Genomic DNA, 16,475 nt, shown 5'->3' on the forward strand with positions numbered 1-16,475 from the left:
GCGCAAGCTACTTTATTTAGGGATTAAGCTACACCATATGTTAAGAAAAAAACAACATCAACAATCAGAAAATGAACAATTCTATGAGCTAGCTGCTTAACTACGCCCAAAATAACTTCGCTTTGTATCTGGAGCAGTTTTTGCGACACAATCGCTTAAGATCATTCTTAATTCAATCACGATGTGTTTGATCAAGAGATACTTTAAAAGGAACGCTTGCCGAAAACTCACTTTCTACTGACTCTGAACGTTGAGAACGCTATTCTATTGAACAACATGTGTCTCTGGATAGTTCTTAATATTTTATTAATTTTTATCAGTTATAGTACACACTTTTGCTTGATTATACCGTAATGAAAGAAAATAACTGTAGAAATCTGACAATTGACGAAATCCGCAACGCCACCCTTCACCATTGGCCAAGGATGCAAAAGACTACGACTATCCCATACTCTTTCGATCTATCCATTATACCGCAGCGCATCAAGGATGACGCACTCAAAAGGTTTTCGCAAAGTTCATTTGATCCTTTGAGCTCTCATAGTACTAATTGGCTTAAAAGAGTACTTAAACAATGGGAAAAGTCTTGTGAAAACTCAGTTAAATTCATCTACGTTGACAAAATCAACACGAATGCTTTTAATGGTATCATAATAGCCAATTGTGACAACCTGAAAGCAGCCAATGGATATTGGCAACAAGTATACACAACATCGGGAAAGTTTCAATTTGGTCTGGTATGTATTCCTTCAAATTACTATGACAATTCTGGTAAACTCATAGCATATAATCTTAGAACCATTAGTCATGAAATAGGGCATGCTATTGGCTTAGCACATCTGCATGATGTAGAGTCCATCCGTGCCTATTTGCAAAATACCCCTCAAGGTAGGGGATGTTCGGTAATGCCATATCTCGATAGAATAACATCAGATACAAGCTTATGCGTGAATATGGATGCCTGTTTAAATTCTACCTATGCCGTTATGCCTGGCCCGTTAGATGCACAAATGTGTCAAGCAATTTATGGAGAAGATAGTCTATTTTTTCATAAACCTAGCAAGTTAGAAGAAATGCAGAACTATGCATTTGGAGGCGCATCCCTAGGATATAGCCTTGGGATTCGTAGTGCTACGGAATACCTTTTTATGCGCTTGGGTGATACCCATGTAAACGCCAGCTTAAAAGTTCTTGCGATTTATTATGCAGTTGTTCTTTTAAAACTGGTATATCACTCCAGCACAAGTGACTACTTGAGTCTTTTTGAGCAGGTTCAACAGCTTATGATCCCACTTGGTGGCGAGTTATGCCACATCACTCTGAATTTGCTTACAGACTATTTACGTGCCAACAACCTGCACATGCTTAGTAATACATTAGAAATGACTTCAGCCAGTTTGCAGTTTCTCGCCTTGGGTCATGGACTCTTAGAGACAGCCAGAGGAAGCTTTCATACTACCTGGAATTATGGAGCCACAATCCTATCTGGTGTCGCCAGTTATGGTATTTTTAGCTCCATGGGTAAGTATCTGGTTAACAGTTTTCTCGGTCCGGAGAAGGTAGAAAACTCTAGTGTTGTTGAACAAGCATCCCCAAAAAGTCTCATCCCATCCTTATGGAGTTTTTTTGGTACAAAAAGGCCAGAAAAAGAAAGCGATACCCAGACACTAACAAAAAACGAGCACTATAAAATGTAAATGCTTTCTTATAATTATCGTTAAACCTACCGTATTAAATAAGTCTACTGATCTTTTACTAATTGGCAAAACATATTCATTATCGTGATCTGTTCTATATTATTTGGTACGGAATTTAACAATTCTTGAGAATACACAATTACAGCCATACATTGTGCCCTTGAAATAGCAACATTAACCTCAACTCGACATAAACATAGCCCAATTATCTTTAAGGGCATGGATTTTGAAGGTTTTCTCGGTTTGAGCATATAAGCTGCTAAGCCTGATAAGAGGTTAATAACAAAATTATCAGGCTTACGATGTCTCGTATGTTCAATTTGGCAAATTGATTTTAATTGATCAATAACTGTTTCGACAATGATGCGTTGTCCGAGGAAATATTTTTCAAACAGATGACATAATTTCTACAAATGTCGCCTGCTTTCGCGTGTTGTAGGTTTGATTTATAATTGTTGGAGTATATTTGTTCGTTTAGCTGATCCCAATAAACACTTAGAGGCGATTACTAGCCGTCCATTATTACTTCATGCGGTTGCGAAACAAACATCCCATGCCGGACAGACCCTGAATTAAGTTACAACCACCCACGGTAAGACAGAAGAAATAAAACTGTTTTTAGGACGTATTACGACATTTTTTAAATTATTAAATGTGATGCGGAGCAGCTAACTGAAGAGCAACAATGGTATCGAGTATTGAGCAAAGCTGTTGAAAAATACTTAAGAGGACGACAATTGCAGCCACCAATTGATATTTAATGTGGAATTAGATTTTAAAACGTTCGGAAATTATTTCACCGAAAAACTAATAAACATCAATTCAATTTGAAATTAATTTGATCTTAGTATACATTTACCAAGCAAATTTGTGTCAACACCAATTGAAAATTGATCCTTTTGCCCGATTGATCTCCTTACAACTGGTGAAGACATTTAATATTTATTATCAATTTAGGGAGTATAAAGTGAATAAGAATATAATAATTGGTATTGCTTTGCTTGGTGCTACGATGACAGCATCTGCATCCGATAATCTTTGTGGTCAATTAAACATATCAATATATAATAAGTCTGGGCATACATGTGAATTAGAAAAATATGATTTAAGAGGTGGAAAATTTGTTTATGGACAAGCTCCTCAAACAATTAAAAACAATGAAGTGGCTTCTAAGTTCACAATAAGCCAAGATGATACAACTGCTCCAAGAATTGTATTGAAATATATCTGTGAAAATAAAAATTTTACCATTGAATCAAGCCAACCATGGTGTTCAATTTTTGGTGGCTCTGGCTCTGTGAGCGGTATAGTCCAACACTCAGATAATGTTCAAGTATCCTATACCACAAAAGATGGCAGCTACTGGTATTCTACTGCAGGAAATATAGATTGGCATATTGGCGGATAATTTAAGTATGCGTAAAGAGTACTGTTCGGGCCTTTACAGAATTTTGTGTAAATAGCCATTCACAGACTCACAGTTGAATACGTTTTCTTTATTAGATTGTGAGTCTATTCATTAATTAGTGATAACAACTGACGGTTTGAATTACACTCAAATAGGAAGTACTATTTCTAATTACAAGCCATAACATATCGGGTTCTTCCGCATAAAAAAACTCTCTCTTTTATAGATTATTAATTCTAAATTCGGAAGTTGAATAGATTAGAAGTAGCTATTCATTGGTTTTTAATCTCACCGTATGAAGGATACTCTTTCGATGGAAAATCATCCAAAAACAGTGCAAGATCAGCATATGTGTCATTTATACTGCATCCAACTGACGTATTTAGGTTGAAAGCTTTTTTGATAGCTTAAAGCAAGAACGAGTTCAATGCGTAATTATCAAACACAGTGGGAAACTCAGCAAGATATTTTGAACTACATCACAATGTTCTATAACAGCAATCGATTGCACTCTTATTTGGGGTCTCAAAGTCCGAACCAATTCGAACAAAAGATAGAAATTTTAATGAAGGTTACTTAACTGGGTTGTAAACTTTTATTTGACCACGTCAATAAATTATATGGGTATAAAACATTAAAGGAATTTTTCATCCAGAAATTTCCAAATCAAAAACTAGCCAGACTTTCTTTCCCTCCAAAATGTTTATAGATGCCGGCGCGGCTTTAGCCAGTTCATCAATTGAAGTATTAAAATAGACTTGCCGCCAAAAAAGATGCATGCTTAGGTCTTCAGCTTATTCATTAAGACTTGATATTTTATCACATATTGGATGAGAATAATCGTTCTTGAGGAGTAGGAATAATCATTCTATATTATTGATTCCAGAACTTTTTTCATCGCTATTGTTTTCATGTTTGATGTAAAAGCCCTGAGAGTTATTTATTAGCAAATAAAAGGGATTGGTTATGAGTAATAAAGACTTCACACCGTTGCCACAAAAACTAGATAATAGAAAAAGAAACTTCCTTGTGGTGCATCAAACACAATTCATGATGAGAGTCCAATGCCCAGCAACTCAATAACAATAGAAAAAGAGCACGCTGAGCAATTATTTATTGATTATTTGACACTTTTAAATCAAAACTTGTTATTAAGCATCCCTGCCAATTTTTTATGCTCATTAATAGCTTTTATCGGCCTATATGACAGGGCCAACCAAAAACATCTTCTCATCTGGTTTATGACTTCAATAACTGCTTTTATTTTAAATGCAGTCCTATTTTTCTTTAATCGTTCACATCCCATTAAGTCTCAATATTATTTAAGAGTTTTAATCGGTTTAACAATTATTTACGGTGCCCTGTGGGGTATTGCAGGCTCTGTACTTATCCCCTATAACGACTTACTCAATCAGATGCTCATTATCTCGATTGTTATCGGTGTTGCATCGGGTGGACTGCACATCCTTCAACCCAATAGAACCGCAAGTCTCTTATTTTTTATGCTAACCATTCTTCCATTGAGCTTCTGGCTATTTTATCAGGATGCATCCACTTATTTACTTTTGGGAGGAGCGTTATTGGTTTATTTTTGTTTTATACTAACAGTCTCCTGGATGGGATATGGTTTTCTTAACAACAATTTTAAATTGCGGTATGAAAACTTAGATTTAATTAATCAATTGATTAAAAAGAATGCAACCCAGGAAGAAAGTGAGCTGCGTTTTCGCTCTGCATTTAATTCTTCCGCAATTGCTATGGCCTTAGTTTCATTAGAGGGTGAATGGTTAAAAGTTAATGAAGCGCTTTGCCAACTTCTAGGATACTCTGAAAAAGAATTATTAAACACTAACATTGAGACCGTCACCTATCCTGATGATTTAAATCTCGATTTATATGCGGTGCAGCAATTATTTGAAGGAACAATAAAATCCTATCACTTGGAAAAGCGCTATGTTCATAAAAACAACAGCATCATATGGATTTTATTCAGTTGCTCATTAATCCGTGATACTGGAGATCAACCCCTTTATATGATTATCCAAATTCAAAATATTGATGCTCAAAAAAAGGCAGAACAAGAGCTAAAATACATCGCTTATCATGATGTTTTAACAGGATTAGCAAATAGAAAACAATTAGAACTTTCTTTTGAACACGCACTAACTTATGCAAAACGCCACCAAAAACAGATTGCCATCATGTTCTTAGATTTGGATTATTTTAAAGAAGTGAATGACCATTTAGGACATTATATCGGGGATAAATTACTCATTGAAACCGGCAAGAGATTAAAGTCCTCTTTACGTGAAACTGACATTATTGCACGACAGGGTGGGGATGAATTTATAGTAGCACTCACTGAGTTGTCCGATATAGATCAGGTGATTAATGTAGCGAAAAAAATTCTAATTTCCATAGCAAAACCAATAACAATAAAAAACCATGAAATTTCGATTACCGCCAGCATTGGCATAAGCCTTTATCCACAACATGGAGATGATTTATATACTTTAATTAAACTGGCTGACGAAGCTTTGTATGAGATAAAAACAACAGGGAAAAATAATTTTTTATTATTTAACAAGAGTATTAGTAACTCTTAATAATCGATATCATGAGCACCAATTACACCATTATCCTTAGTATGCTTGCATTTTGAGAAGGATGGATTCTTTCTCTCAAAAATATTCTAAAAAACGTATTATTCCCCTGCATTCATTAGGAGATATATTGTACACTAAGTGGTTACATAAAAAGGAAGAAGATATGTCAGACGAGCTACGCGGTACAGTAAAATGGTTTAACAAAGACAAAGGTTTTGGGTTTATTCTTAGTGAAGGAACAGCGTGTTTTGTGCATTTTAGTTCTATCAGATGCTCTTGTTTTAAAAATTTTCATGAAGGAGAAATTGTCCCGATTAAAGCAAAAAATGAGCTAGGGAGCAAGTCAATGAACTATTAGGTCATTATACCCCATCAAAAATCGGCACTCCTCTGAGCATCAGTCCAATCCAAATCAGGAAAATTACTGCCTTTAGATAATGAGAAATTTACTTTGTTGAGATAGAGAAAGTCTTCGACATCTGATTCAGCGTTTTTCATATGTGCAGTAGACAAATAAGCAGACTTCATTAAATACCTAGCGCAAATTATTGTAAGCCTGAAAATTAAAATTTATATTAGAAACAATCCTATTCTCATGGTAATGCCAGATCAATTTTCTTACTTGTTATATTAAGTCCTCCATTTTTGAAAAAGATTTGCAGCTATAAATTTTTTGTTTAAGTCAGTGCCAAAACCGTTCAATGGGATTATATTCAGGTGAATAAGGTGATAAAAAGAACAACTCTACCCATGGGTGCTTCTGTAAGAATCTTTGAACTTTTTTGCTTTTGTGTATAGGGCTATTATCAAGAATGATCATCATTTTTTTATCAGGATTTGCTTTATGTAGCTGGTGTAAAAACATGATGAATTGCTGACTATTGCCTTTATCTGCATGTTTCCAGTAAATGCGGCTTGTCCTCATATTTAAAGCTCCAAAGACAATTTTCCCTAAGCGGGATTTTTCCGTATGGACTATTTTTTTTCTCCCTTTTTAACCAGCCCCGGCTGACATAGGGTTGATTTGAAAAGTGCATCTCATCCAAAAATAATATTTCAATGTCTGATGGCTCATTTTGCCCAATGGCTTCAAACAATATCCTTGATACGAGTTCTTTTTTCTTCAGCAGGCCGCGCATTTTTAAGCAATGTTTTAGAAAAACGTTTATAAATATAGCCTAGACGGTTGAGTGACTTGACTATCGTATTATCACAACATGAAAACCTTGTCTGGCAAACCAGTCTTTCAATACATTGATTTGCCATCCAGTTACTTGATAACCATAGTCTTGAGGTGATTGATGAAGCAATTCCTCAAGCTGGGTTTCAATAATAGGGGCTTTTTGTTCCGGACGACCAGGTGGCTTTCTGGTTCTTAAACCTTCGACCCCATCTTGTATGTAACGGTTAAGCCATAAGCGTACCATAATAATATTTCTGTTCAAATGGCGTGCTATTTCTGGGGCTGATTTGCCTTCTGCGCACAAAAGTACATAGTGCGCCCCGCTCTCCAATATTCGTATTTTTTAAAAAGGCGAAGACGCATCAGCTTAGAGCGCTCTGATGCGGTTAGAGATATTTAACATCAAGTAATTCAAACGTGATGAAAGGTTACATTACTCTCGTGATTTGCGCTAGGTATTTAATGAAGTCTGCTTACTACTCAAAATTCAAGTTCTGATCCATAGGAATTCTTGGGAGCATCATTCGTTCGATTACGAAATACATGCCAATTCCTAAAATGATAGCTCCATCAATAACAAGGGCAACAGGGCGCATCGAACCATCAAATAATAAGCCGGTTAAAGCAACTGCTCCGGAGGAAACAAACAAGCGTGTTGACATAATGAATGAAGAGCACGCTCCCTTAAGATTAGGTAAAATTTCTAATGATTGGGCAAAAGTTACGCTCATTGGAAATGCGCAACCTACTGCCATCCAGCACATAGCAAACGTAATCAAATGTGGGAAATTTGGATATTGGAAAGCAAAATAAGTAAAAAGAATAATGGATACGGTACAACATATCATCCCCAAATGGACAGCTTTTCGAGCACCGATTCGTGCAATCACTTTATCGGCATAAAAACTGGTGAGCGAAAATAACAATACAATCAATCCTTGTTGCATGGCAAATTGGAAATAAGATAAATTGCATGTATTAATATAATAAAACGATGCACTACCCACAAAAGTTAAATAGGCTGTCACTAACATATTGGGCATACTTGCATAAATTAAAAACTTGCCATGCGAACAAATTGTCCGATAGTCTTTAAATATGGTCAAAATATTTAAAGGCTGCTTTTCTGTTTTAGTTTCCGGTAATTGCAATACCAGAAAAAGCCATGAAATCAAAGCAATAATCGCAACGAAGGTAAAGTTAGCTCGCCAAGTAAAATAGTTGATAATAGCGCTTCCTAAAATAGGAGCAGCCGCCATAAAAATAGTGACATAGGCGTTAATTTTACCAATATAATTTGCAGCAACTTCGCCACTATACCGATCAGAAATCATGGCAAAGCCTATCACTAAAGTACTACTGGCGCCTAATCCTTGAATAAAACGCCAAAACATTAATTGGTATATAGAAAATGAAAACACACATCCAACTGCTCCAATTAAGAAACAAGTTGCACCAAAAATCATCAGCACACGCCGTCCCAATGTTTCGGATAATGGTCCATACAGCAACCCAGAAATACAGAATGCTAAAAAATTAAGACTTAATGTGTTTTGAACTTGTGCTTCTGTACTACCGAAGTAAGTCATAATGCTCGGGAAACTGGGTAATGAAATATCAATTTCCATACAGCAACCTAATAGTGAGATAACAATGAGGGGCACAAGCGGTAGCGAAAATACTCTGGATAACATGATGACTTCTTCTTAATCAGGATAAATAGATGATTATATCGTATTTGCTAGATCATGTGCATTCTCGCAGTGTGTTATTGATTTGATTTATTGGGCCAATACTGTTACAAATCTTGGTTGCAAGCAACTGTCTCTTGATCATATCTCATCAAGAGACAGCGGCTAAATATCCATCAACTCACTCCATCAATCTAAATCAATCTTTCCAAACAGTAATACAAGCCGCTTTTCCAGTTCGTTTAATATCACTCCATTCGCTAAGTCGGGCTGCCCAAGAAGTGCTAGGAATGAACAAGGTTTTAAATAAATACAAGAAGAATACGAACCAGGGGATCGGAGGTTAAAGTTCTTCCGGCGCGCCATTTAACATGCCCAAAAATCATCAAACAACTATGGTATAATCTTTATTCATTTTTAAAATAGCCTTTATTCACACGATACCCAAAAGCTCCTCATCACCCTAGATAAAGTATTCAGAAGATCATGATCATCTACAGGTCTGGTTGGGGTAAATCAACTTTTGCTGTATGGTTTAGCAAATATTAAATATCTTTAGATAAATATTTTTTAAAAACTGAGTTGAACATAATTACCAAAAATTTCTATCCTCACAAAAGAAAATGATTTCCAATCCAAGTTGGATCATCGATGGAAATTCAACCAAATCTTACGAAATGCGATATAAACATGCTGATCTTTATCTTTATTTTAATTATCAGTGATGGTTGACCTTTAGACTTTGGAAGTAATTTTTCTAAACGAGACCACATCTCGTCATCATAAAACCACCATGATTACAAATTTACATATAGCTATAAGTTTGTCTGCTTAAATTTAAATCATTCGGTATTCTAGATAACTAAATGACCTAATTGAAAACTTTTTATAACGAAGATATTGGGAGTTTTTCGTAAACCCTGCCAAGTCTAACATGTCTGTATCATTAGTTTCCAGTTTCATGTGTACGCCATTACGACTTCTCAATCGGACATCCGACTTCCTTGCACGCAGCCATGGAGCCAAAGCAGATTTCAATGTTTTCAAATTGATGTTTCTTTAATAAAGATGCCGCTATGGTTGCCCTTTGCCCGCTGCCGCAGAACGTTGTGATCGTTGTGTCTTTGTTCATTTCTTTTAAATGATCTAACAGTTCACCGATATAGACATGTTTAGCGCCCGGCAGATGTCCGGATTTCCATTCGTTGTCGCTGCGTACATCCAGTAGTGTAAACGGCTTATCTTGTTTAATACGTTCTTTGACTTCCATGGCATGAATAGCAGGTGTATGCCAGTAAGATTTACCAGTGATTTCCCATGCGTGCAAACCTGGAAACCAACCTAGAAATTTTTTATATCCCAGACGTACCAGTTGCCTAACAGCATCCCCCATCATATGTTCATTCTCTGCGATAAGAATGATGTCTTTATTATAATCGATAAACCATCCCGCAAATTTTGATATCATTTGGGCCGGGATAGAAATGCTGTCAGGGATTGCGACTCCGGCATAAGCCTCAGGAGAACGAATGTCAATGATTTGTGCTTTTTTATCCTTCAGGTCACTTATAGATACAGGCGCCAGTTTTGGGAGTGTTTTAAATACATCAGGCCCATTCTGGTTCCTTTTTTCCATTTCTTTAAAATAAGGAGGGATCTCAAATTGCCTGTCTTTTTGCGCGTCAATGAAAGCTTGTTTATTCTTGACCTGCAAGCTTTTATTGTATTTTTTTTCATATCCCAGGGTTGAAAAGTTACGTGCACCTATACCGTCACCACACACTGAACCAGCTCCATGGGCAGGATAAAGCAAGACATGATCCCCCAGGGGTAATATTTTTTTTAAAATACTGTCATACAATTCTCCAGCGGCTTCCGTACGTGTTTTCCATAAATCAGTTCTGCCGACCGATCCAACAAATAAAGCATCGCCTGTAAAAACGGCAAATGGTGCATCAGAAGACGACTTATCATATAAAACCAGTGATATGCTTTCACCCGTATGGCCGGGAGTTTCCAAAACACGGATTTCCATCTGATTCATCTTGAATAAATCGTCTTCTTTGACGGGATGACCGTACTGGAAATGCAAATTCTTGCCATGAAAGATGTCCGCTCCTGTCATAGCTGATAAAGCGCGTGATCCAATAACATAATCTTCATTACGGTGTGTTTCAAAAATATGAATAATGCGCACATTTTTTTTATGCGCAAAATCAAGATAATCATCTACATCTAAATGTGGGTCAATAACGATTGCTTTTTGCTCGTCACCTATCAAATAGGAAAGATGTGCTAATCCATCGTCGTAAAATTGTTCAATAAACATAATTCACTCCTTTCTACTGCGGATATAAAACCAATAATAGACATATGAACCTATGACCATACCGATAACAAAATATAATGGATCCACATTCAAAGTAGCTAAAGCAGATATTGATGGGCCTGGACAATAGCCCGCAATTCCCCAACCCACGCCGAATATAACGCTACCTACAATGAAACTCCTTGTAATCTTTGTTTTTTCAGGGATATGAAAACCTTCATCAAGAACCGGTTTTTTCAACAGGCGAACAATCCGATACCCAATAAAGGTCGTCAATAGCGCGGCAAGCATGACCACAAGTAAAGTGGGATCCCAATTGCCGGTGACATCCAGAAAATCAAGTACTTTATAAGGATTGACCATGTTTGAAATGGTCAATCCCGCTCCAAAGATTATCCCATTGATAAAAGCCATCAAATGATACATCAATAGATCCCTCCCAAATGCCGTACGATATACACGGTAATAAAGGCCGAAGCCATAAACGTCAGCGTAGCCAGGATTGAGCGCATTGATAGACGCGCAATCCCACAAACACCGTGACCTGAAGTGCACCCTTGCCCCATACGTGTACCAAAACCGACACAGAAACCTCCAATTAACAAGAGTAGAACTGGAAAGTCATGACGCAATGGAAATTGTATAACCGGGACCAAATAAAGGGTCATACCACCAATGAGAAGACCAAGCAGAAAAGCCATTCGCCATAAGGATTGACCTTTTTCTGGCGGGCATAACCCATGGACTAATCCGCTCATCCCAGCAATTCGTCCATTCAACGCTAAAAAAAGAACCGCACTGAGACCAATCAGAACCCCGCCTGCTAACCCGCGATAGGGGGTAAATTCGGTAAGATATTCCATTTCTATGACCTTAAATTCAGATGGTCTTTATAGTTTAGACAGGACTTACGAAAAATCCCAATATCCGCATTTAAAAGAAATTTTGCTTCAGTTACCAGGGTCTCATCCATATTCGATTTTCGGATAAACTCGAGTAACCACTCTCATTACTGAGGAGCAGTCCTCTAAGAACACAGATTGCGACTTTCACCGCACTGTGCTAGTCCTCATCAGGCTGAGGAAACCTCATCCTGGCAGAATGCTCCGTGGTGTATTCCCTGTTTTTGCATTCTTTTTCTCGTTGAATAAAGAACTCTTTAAATCGCGGATTAAAAGAAGTTGCTTGAGTTAAGTTGATATCTATTATAGATCGAATCGGTAAAATAATACCGATCCGGAATTTTCGTCTATTTTTTACACTTTGTAAGCATCCAAGAGACTTTTAAGCCAAGCCTTTGCTTCTGGACTGACCTTATCATCATTCAAAGCAATTTCACAAACAGCATATTTCCGTGAAGTTTCCTCACCATACATATCATCTAAAGCCTTATCCCAAAGTGTTAATATGGTAGAGACTGGCGCTTTGCCTATTTGTTCAAGAATACTATAAAGTCTATTCTTCCAATAAGCATCTAAAGCCTTTTCTAACCATGCCATAATCTCTGGTGTTAAACCAATGTCATCAAGACCTTTTCCTTCCCCAAATCCTTTTTCCCATTTTTTAGTTCTTAGATGTGCATATTTTTTACCATATACACTATTAACCCATTCCATGTATTTTTTTCCTGTTTGAATACCTATAGTGGAATCAGGATCATGTTTCATATTTTGTTTCAGCTCATCTAAGAGTTGATGCCATCGTTTTTCAAACTCCTCTTTATTATTTGTTTTCATTTCCTTTTCAAACGCTACATATTGTTTTAATTCATCCGGTGTGTATATTTCCTTAACCCAATCATGTTCAAGATGCTCTGCCATTTTATATACCTCTATCAGTTGAATAATGGTTTCCCATGGAATGGATTCATTGATATCAACAGAGTCAACAATGCTTCTTAAAGTTTTAGCTCCCGAAGTCAGCGAAGCTGCTTTTTGTTCTAACACCTGGGCTTGGGCTTCAAAATGTTTCAGCGCGCCACGATCTTCAGAGAGTAAAATTTTGATTTGTGATAACTCAAAACCAAAAAACTTCAAGGCAATAATCTGCTGCAATTTCAATAAATCCTTCTCGGAGTAAATACGATACCCATTGGACTGTCGCAATGAAGGTTTAAGTAAACCAATGCGGTCATAGTGATGTAACGTTTGCACCGTAACACCGGTAATTTTGCTTAAGTCTTTTACGAACCATTGAGTCATCATATTTCTCCTTGAATATAAAGCTAAGGTATATAGTAACAATAAGGTCAAGGATTTTTAGATAAAATTATTGTTCCAATTCATTTATCAAATAAAACAATTTAATGAAGGCATTATTTTTTGCTCTAAGACTGGCAAAGTTGGTTTTTTCTTCGCTATCTGCGATATGGCTCGCAAAACTAATCACACGACCATTCTTTTCAATCCAGCCCACGAACCATCCGTGTTGTAAAGATAATTTTTGACTTTTGTCGTTCAATTGTAGACCCGTTCCCGTTTTTCCATACAGTTTCCAGCCGCCAGCTAATTCTTGGAGATAAAGAATATCTTTAGTCATGTTTAAAGCTTTTGGGCTCACGGGAAGTTTTTTATGAGTTATTTTTTGCAGAAACAGAATTTGCTCTTTTGGTGAAATGGCAAGTGAGCTTGAAAGCCAGGCATGGGTTAATCCATTACTCTGACCTTTGTCGCCGGAAACATCCTGATTACCATAATGAAAAGCATCAACATAATTCTTAAATCGGGTCGATCCTAATTGTTTGGTCAGTATTTGGGAATACCATACGCAAGAATCTCTTAGCCAGGTGCGCGGGGTATGAGGATATTTACATACATTGACAGCAGAAAGTTGATATTCCTTTTTGTATGGCCATTCAGGATGAAGCTCATCCTTTAATATTTCTGCATCAAAGCCCATAAGGCTTAATGCAATTTTAAAGGTTGATGCCGGAGCATAGCGCTGATCGCAATCATTGCCTTCGTGTTTTAATACAGTTTCATTTTCTTTTGCTAAAAAGCAGGTGCGTTGAGCGTAAGTCGCAGTACAAAATAATAGACCTAAACCTAAAAATACAATTTTTTTCTTCATAACAACTCCAACATCGTTTTAATTTATATCGATATGGGTACAGCAAAGCTGCCGCGACCACAGGTGATTTATAGTTTGGTACTACTTAGACTATTCATTGCAACCTTACGAAATACAGGAGCAGCCAATTCCCCACCAGAGGTCAAAGACTTGCCATTTTTGCTTAATTGACCGTCTTCAATGACGACTAACATCACATATCGTGGCGAACTAGTTGGCATAAACCCCGCAAACAAGGCAAGATGCTTATTCTTGTTATCTATAATGGTTCCTGTTTTACCCGCCACAGCAACACCGGGAATAACTGCAAGTTTCCCTGTACCATTTATAACAGCATTCTCAAGCATATGATTTATTGAGTTTGTCGTTTTTTCTGAAATAATAGGCGACTCATTTCTATCGAATGAATGTCCTTTATTAGCAAGAATGGCATAAGATTTTGTTAACGATTCAATAGTAACAGGGATATTCTCACCGAGTGAAGCCATAGCAAGTTGCAAGCTGTCACTTTGATTTGTTTGCCACCAAGTATTCATGTCAAAACCAAACTCAGAGAGTTTTTTACGGATCACTGGTGCCCCTGCTTCTTGAGAGACCTTAATAAGGCAGACATTAATTGATTTGGCAATAGCTTCTGTCAAAGAAGCAGAATCTACATTAGGATTGTAGTTGGTAAATACTTTGCTTTCTATAGAATAAGGTGAGCGACAGTCATAGTTTTTTGTTTCAGAGCTACTTCCAGAATCAATCGCTGCCGCTGCAATAAAAGGCTTTATCGTGGATCCAGGTGAAAAAACACGCGATTCCCAACTGTTATGACTTTTATTCTTACTTGCTTGTGCAAATGCAATAATATTACCGGTTTTTGAGTTGATGATTGCAATAACCCCCGATTTTGCATGATATTGTTTCACAGCCGCCCTAATTTCTTTCTCTGCAATGTCTTGTATTTTAGGATCTAAATGGGATGTATCGATTTCTTTTGCTTTTAAATCAGTCAATGATCCTACTGCTGAATAGGCGACACAGATTGGAGCTAAAATAGAAAACCCTGCAAAGGCTACCCCTAGCAATAAGGATTTGGATGCATATAGTGGGTAAGTTGATAACATTGAAATCCTCCTGATGATAAAACTACAGTCTTCGTTTTGTTTGCCCAAAGCCATGCCCACCGTGCATGCAATTTCTCGGTTAGATGACAAAGTGCATTGAGAGACTGTCTGTACTACATCAAATAGACAGTGGCCATAGTCATGTGCCGAAATTTTTGGCTGGCCAACCAATACTTCATCACATGAAAATTCTTGTAGTTCGCTTAAAATACGACTCCATCGAGTAACACCTGGATTACCCCAGAAGATAATACGCAGGGCTTCAATAAAATAAGCCCATAGGCAATCACCATTACGGTGGTGTTGGCCTTCATGAGCAATCGCAATCTTCACATTCTTGAAAGAAGAAAATAAGGATACGGGTAATACGATATAAGCTTTGTTCAATAGAAATACTGAGAAAGGGATACAGCAGCGGTGAGAGACTTTAATAACCAGTTTACCAGAAGTTCGATAGGGAATTGCTTCAGCTAATAGTGCTCTTAAATCACCCAAACTCAATATTATTTTATAACTGTGAAACAAGATGAACAAACAAAACACGACATAAAAGAGCTGAAAATAACTCGTATTACTTATTGAAAAAGAAGTTTCAGCTTCAGGAGTTTCTTGCGAGGGTTCAGCCTTTAAGATGGGGCGGTTCACATACTCTTGTAAAGTATCAATGGATGCATAGTGATGCCGCCCAGGTTTTTGATTGGTATTTATACAATGAACGATTAATGGAGAAATCACACAACTGACTAGTAAAAGGCGGGTCAATTTGAGTTTAAATGACGGTTGATTTGCAAGCCAACGACCACCAATCCCCCATGAGCTTATTAAAAGTAAGCAATGAATGCTCAATAAAATTTCTAGAAAAAACATGACTAGGCCTCTATTTATTGTTTAGAAGTTACCAATTGTTTCAGCGCTTCCTCAATTGCTTGAATGTCGTCATGTTGTAGTTTGTTAGCCATCAAGAGTCTTTGCACCAGTGCCGCAGGTTCACCATCAAAAACATGTGTTAGCATATGATCAATACATGTGCTTTCATACTCAGTCTTTGTAACAAGAGGAAGAAAAACATGGGCATAAGTGTTTTTTTGGCATACCAGAAATCCTTTTTGCTCAAGCACTTTTACTACAGTTGCCACAGTGGTGTAAGCTAAAGGTCTTTCTTTGGGTAAATGTGAAACAATATCTTTAATCGTTACTTTATTAAGGCTCCAAATAATATTCATTAACTCAAGTTCTACCCCAGTAAGGAGACGATCGTGAACAGGGTTTGCCCCTCTTTTTAGTGACATTTTTCCTCCAGAAACTGAATAAATCATATTACTACTATATTTTTAGTAGATGCTACTATAAAAATAGTAGAATTGAAATAGTACTTAAGAG

16 protein-coding genes and 2 pseudogenes are annotated in these 16,475 nt (G+C 37.0%); 5 read left to right on the forward strand and 13 right to left on the reverse strand.

Annotated elements, in window-relative coordinates; translation table 11 throughout:
• The first annotated feature begins 353 nt into the window (after positions 1 to 353).
• Complete coding sequence (locus tag Ltuc_RS06335; protein WP_058520450.1) at positions 354 to 1,697, forward strand: zinc metalloprotease; 1,344 nt, start codon at positions 354 to 356, stop codon at positions 1,695 to 1,697.
• A 206-nt stretch (positions 1,698 to 1,903) separates the two neighbouring features.
• Here the strand turns inward: Ltuc_RS06335 and Ltuc_RS15870 are convergent.
• Positions 1,904 to 2,104, reverse strand: a pseudogene (locus Ltuc_RS15870) (transposase); the annotation flags it as partial.
• A 560-nt stretch (positions 2,105 to 2,664) separates the two neighbouring features.
• Between Ltuc_RS15870 and Ltuc_RS06340 the strand changes: the two are divergent.
• From Ltuc_RS06340 to Ltuc_RS06350, 4 genes and pseudogenes are all read left to right on the forward strand, one after another.
• The gene (locus Ltuc_RS06340; RefSeq protein ID WP_058520451.1) at positions 2,665 to 3,105 is read left to right on the forward strand and encodes a hypothetical protein; all 441 of its coding nucleotides are present in this window, start codon (positions 2,665 to 2,667) and stop codon (positions 3,103 to 3,105) included.
• A 389-nt stretch (positions 3,106 to 3,494) separates the two neighbouring features.
• Positions 3,495 to 3,685 (forward strand): annotated as a pseudogene (locus tag Ltuc_RS14975) (IS3 family transposase); the annotation flags it as partial.
• A 484-nt stretch (positions 3,686 to 4,169) separates the two neighbouring features.
• The gene (locus Ltuc_RS06345; protein WP_058520452.1) at positions 4,170 to 5,711 is read left to right on the forward strand and encodes a GGDEF domain-containing protein; all 1,542 of its coding nucleotides are present in this window, start codon (positions 4,170 to 4,172) and stop codon (positions 5,709 to 5,711) included.
• A 163-nt stretch (positions 5,712 to 5,874) separates the two neighbouring features.
• Positions 5,875 to 6,069 (forward strand): cold-shock protein, encoded by a 195-nt coding sequence (locus Ltuc_RS06350; protein WP_058521626.1) that lies wholly within the window; start codon positions 5,875 to 5,877, stop codon positions 6,067 to 6,069.
• A 14-nt stretch (positions 6,070 to 6,083) separates the two neighbouring features.
• On the opposite strand, the gene Ltuc_RS15310 is transcribed toward Ltuc_RS06350, so the two are convergent.
• The 12 genes from Ltuc_RS15310 to Ltuc_RS06400 form a co-directional block, all read right to left on the reverse strand.
• Entirely contained in the window at positions 6,084 to 6,239 is a 156-nt protein-coding gene (locus tag Ltuc_RS15310) for a hypothetical protein (protein WP_157064601.1), read from the reverse strand.
• A gap of 154 nt (positions 6,240 to 6,393) precedes the next feature.
• Positions 6,394 to 6,690 (reverse strand): transposase, encoded by a 297-nt coding sequence (locus Ltuc_RS15875; RefSeq protein ID WP_083498051.1) that lies wholly within the window; start codon positions 6,688 to 6,690, stop codon positions 6,394 to 6,396.
• Positions 6,599 to 6,850, reverse strand: coding sequence for a hypothetical protein (locus Ltuc_RS15315; protein ID WP_133138273.1), 252 nt, complete (start codon positions 6,848 to 6,850; stop codon positions 6,599 to 6,601). The genes Ltuc_RS15875 and Ltuc_RS15315 overlap by 92 nt, the downstream gene beginning before the upstream one ends.
• Positions 6,851 to 6,910: 60 nt before the next feature.
• Entirely contained in the window at positions 6,911 to 7,225 is a 315-nt protein-coding gene (locus Ltuc_RS06360; protein ID WP_338011332.1) for a helix-turn-helix domain-containing protein, read from the reverse strand.
• A 145-nt stretch (positions 7,226 to 7,370) separates the two neighbouring features.
• The gene (locus Ltuc_RS06365) at positions 7,371 to 8,588 is read right to left on the reverse strand and encodes a multidrug effflux MFS transporter (RefSeq protein ID WP_083498053.1); all 1,218 of its coding nucleotides are present in this window, start codon (positions 8,586 to 8,588) and stop codon (positions 7,371 to 7,373) included.
• 970 nt (positions 8,589 to 9,558) lie between these two features.
• Positions 9,559 to 10,914: an MBL fold metallo-hydrolase gene (locus Ltuc_RS06370; protein ID WP_058520456.1), complete on the reverse strand. Its 1,356-nt coding sequence runs from the start codon at positions 10,912 to 10,914 to the stop codon at positions 9,559 to 9,561.
• 3 nt (positions 10,915 to 10,917) lie between these two features.
• Positions 10,918 to 11,340, reverse strand: a complete 423-nt coding sequence (locus Ltuc_RS06375) for a DUF6691 family protein (protein WP_058520457.1) — start codon at positions 11,338 to 11,340, stop codon at positions 10,918 to 10,920.
• The gene (locus Ltuc_RS06380) at positions 11,340 to 11,777 is read right to left on the reverse strand and encodes a YeeE/YedE family protein (protein ID WP_058520458.1); all 438 of its coding nucleotides are present in this window, start codon (positions 11,775 to 11,777) and stop codon (positions 11,340 to 11,342) included. The genes Ltuc_RS06375 and Ltuc_RS06380 overlap by 1 nt, the downstream gene beginning before the upstream one ends.
• 393 nt (positions 11,778 to 12,170) lie before the next feature.
• Positions 12,171 to 13,115 (reverse strand): MerR family transcriptional regulator, encoded by a 945-nt coding sequence (locus Ltuc_RS06385; protein ID WP_058520459.1) that lies wholly within the window; start codon positions 13,113 to 13,115, stop codon positions 12,171 to 12,173.
• Between the two features lie 67 nt (positions 13,116 to 13,182).
• A complete protein-coding gene (gene blaOXA / locus Ltuc_RS06390) occupies positions 13,183 to 13,983 on the reverse strand; it encodes a class D beta-lactamase (RefSeq protein WP_058520460.1) in 801 nt (266 codons plus the stop codon).
• Positions 13,984 to 14,051: 68 nt separating this feature from the next.
• A complete protein-coding gene (locus tag Ltuc_RS06395) occupies positions 14,052 to 15,962 on the reverse strand; it encodes a M56 family metallopeptidase (RefSeq protein WP_058520461.1) in 1,911 nt (636 codons plus the stop codon).
• A gap of 14 nt (positions 15,963 to 15,976) precedes the next feature.
• Complete coding sequence (locus Ltuc_RS06400; protein WP_058520462.1) at positions 15,977 to 16,384, reverse strand: BlaI/MecI/CopY family transcriptional regulator; 408 nt, start codon at positions 16,382 to 16,384, stop codon at positions 15,977 to 15,979.
• Positions 16,385 to 16,475: the final 91 nt, after the last annotated feature.

Source organism: Legionella tucsonensis (genome assembly GCF_001468035.1).
GTDB lineage: Bacteria > Pseudomonadota > Gammaproteobacteria > Legionellales > Legionellaceae > Legionella > Legionella tucsonensis.

Bases quoted from the DNA above. Each gene is read 5' to 3' on its own strand.
- Ltuc_RS15315 (WP_133138273.1), bottom strand. From the start codon at position 6,850: ATGCGCGGCCTGCTGAAGAAAAAAGAACTCGTATCAAGGATATTGTTT.
- Ltuc_RS06365 (WP_083498053.1), bottom strand. From the start codon at position 8,588: ATGTTATCCAGAGTATTTTCGCTACCGCTTGTGCCCCTCATTGTTATC.
- Ltuc_RS06335 (WP_058520450.1), top strand. From the start codon at position 354: ATGAAAGAAAATAACTGTAGAAATCTGACAATTGACGAAATCCGCAAC.
- Ltuc_RS06395 (WP_058520461.1), bottom strand. From the start codon at position 15,962: ATGTTTTTTCTAGAAATTTTATTGAGCATTCATTGCTTACTTTTAATA.
- Ltuc_RS06385 (WP_058520459.1), bottom strand. From the start codon at position 13,115: ATGACTCAATGGTTCGTAAAAGACTTAAGCAAAATTACCGGTGTTACG.
- Ltuc_RS06345 (WP_058520452.1), top strand. From the start codon at position 4,170: ATGCCCAGCAACTCAATAACAATAGAAAAAGAGCACGCTGAGCAATTA.
- blaOXA (WP_058520460.1), bottom strand. From the start codon at position 13,983: ATGAAGAAAAAAATTGTATTTTTAGGTTTAGGTCTATTATTTTGTACT.
- Ltuc_RS06380 (WP_058520458.1), bottom strand. From the start codon at position 11,777: ATGGAATATCTTACCGAATTTACCCCCTATCGCGGGTTAGCAGGCGGG.
- Ltuc_RS15310 (WP_157064601.1), bottom strand. From the start codon at position 6,239: ATGAAGTCTGCTTATTTGTCTACTGCACATATGAAAAACGCTGAATCA.
- Ltuc_RS06350 (WP_058521626.1), top strand. From the start codon at position 5,875: ATGTCAGACGAGCTACGCGGTACAGTAAAATGGTTTAACAAAGACAAA.
- Ltuc_RS06375 (WP_058520457.1), bottom strand. From the start codon at position 11,340: ATGTATCATTTGATGGCTTTTATCAATGGGATAATCTTTGGAGCGGGA.
- Ltuc_RS06400 (WP_058520462.1), bottom strand. From the start codon at position 16,384: ATGTCACTAAAAAGAGGGGCAAACCCTGTTCACGATCGTCTCCTTACT.
- Ltuc_RS06370 (WP_058520456.1), bottom strand. From the start codon at position 10,914: ATGTTTATTGAACAATTTTACGACGATGGATTAGCACATCTTTCCTAT.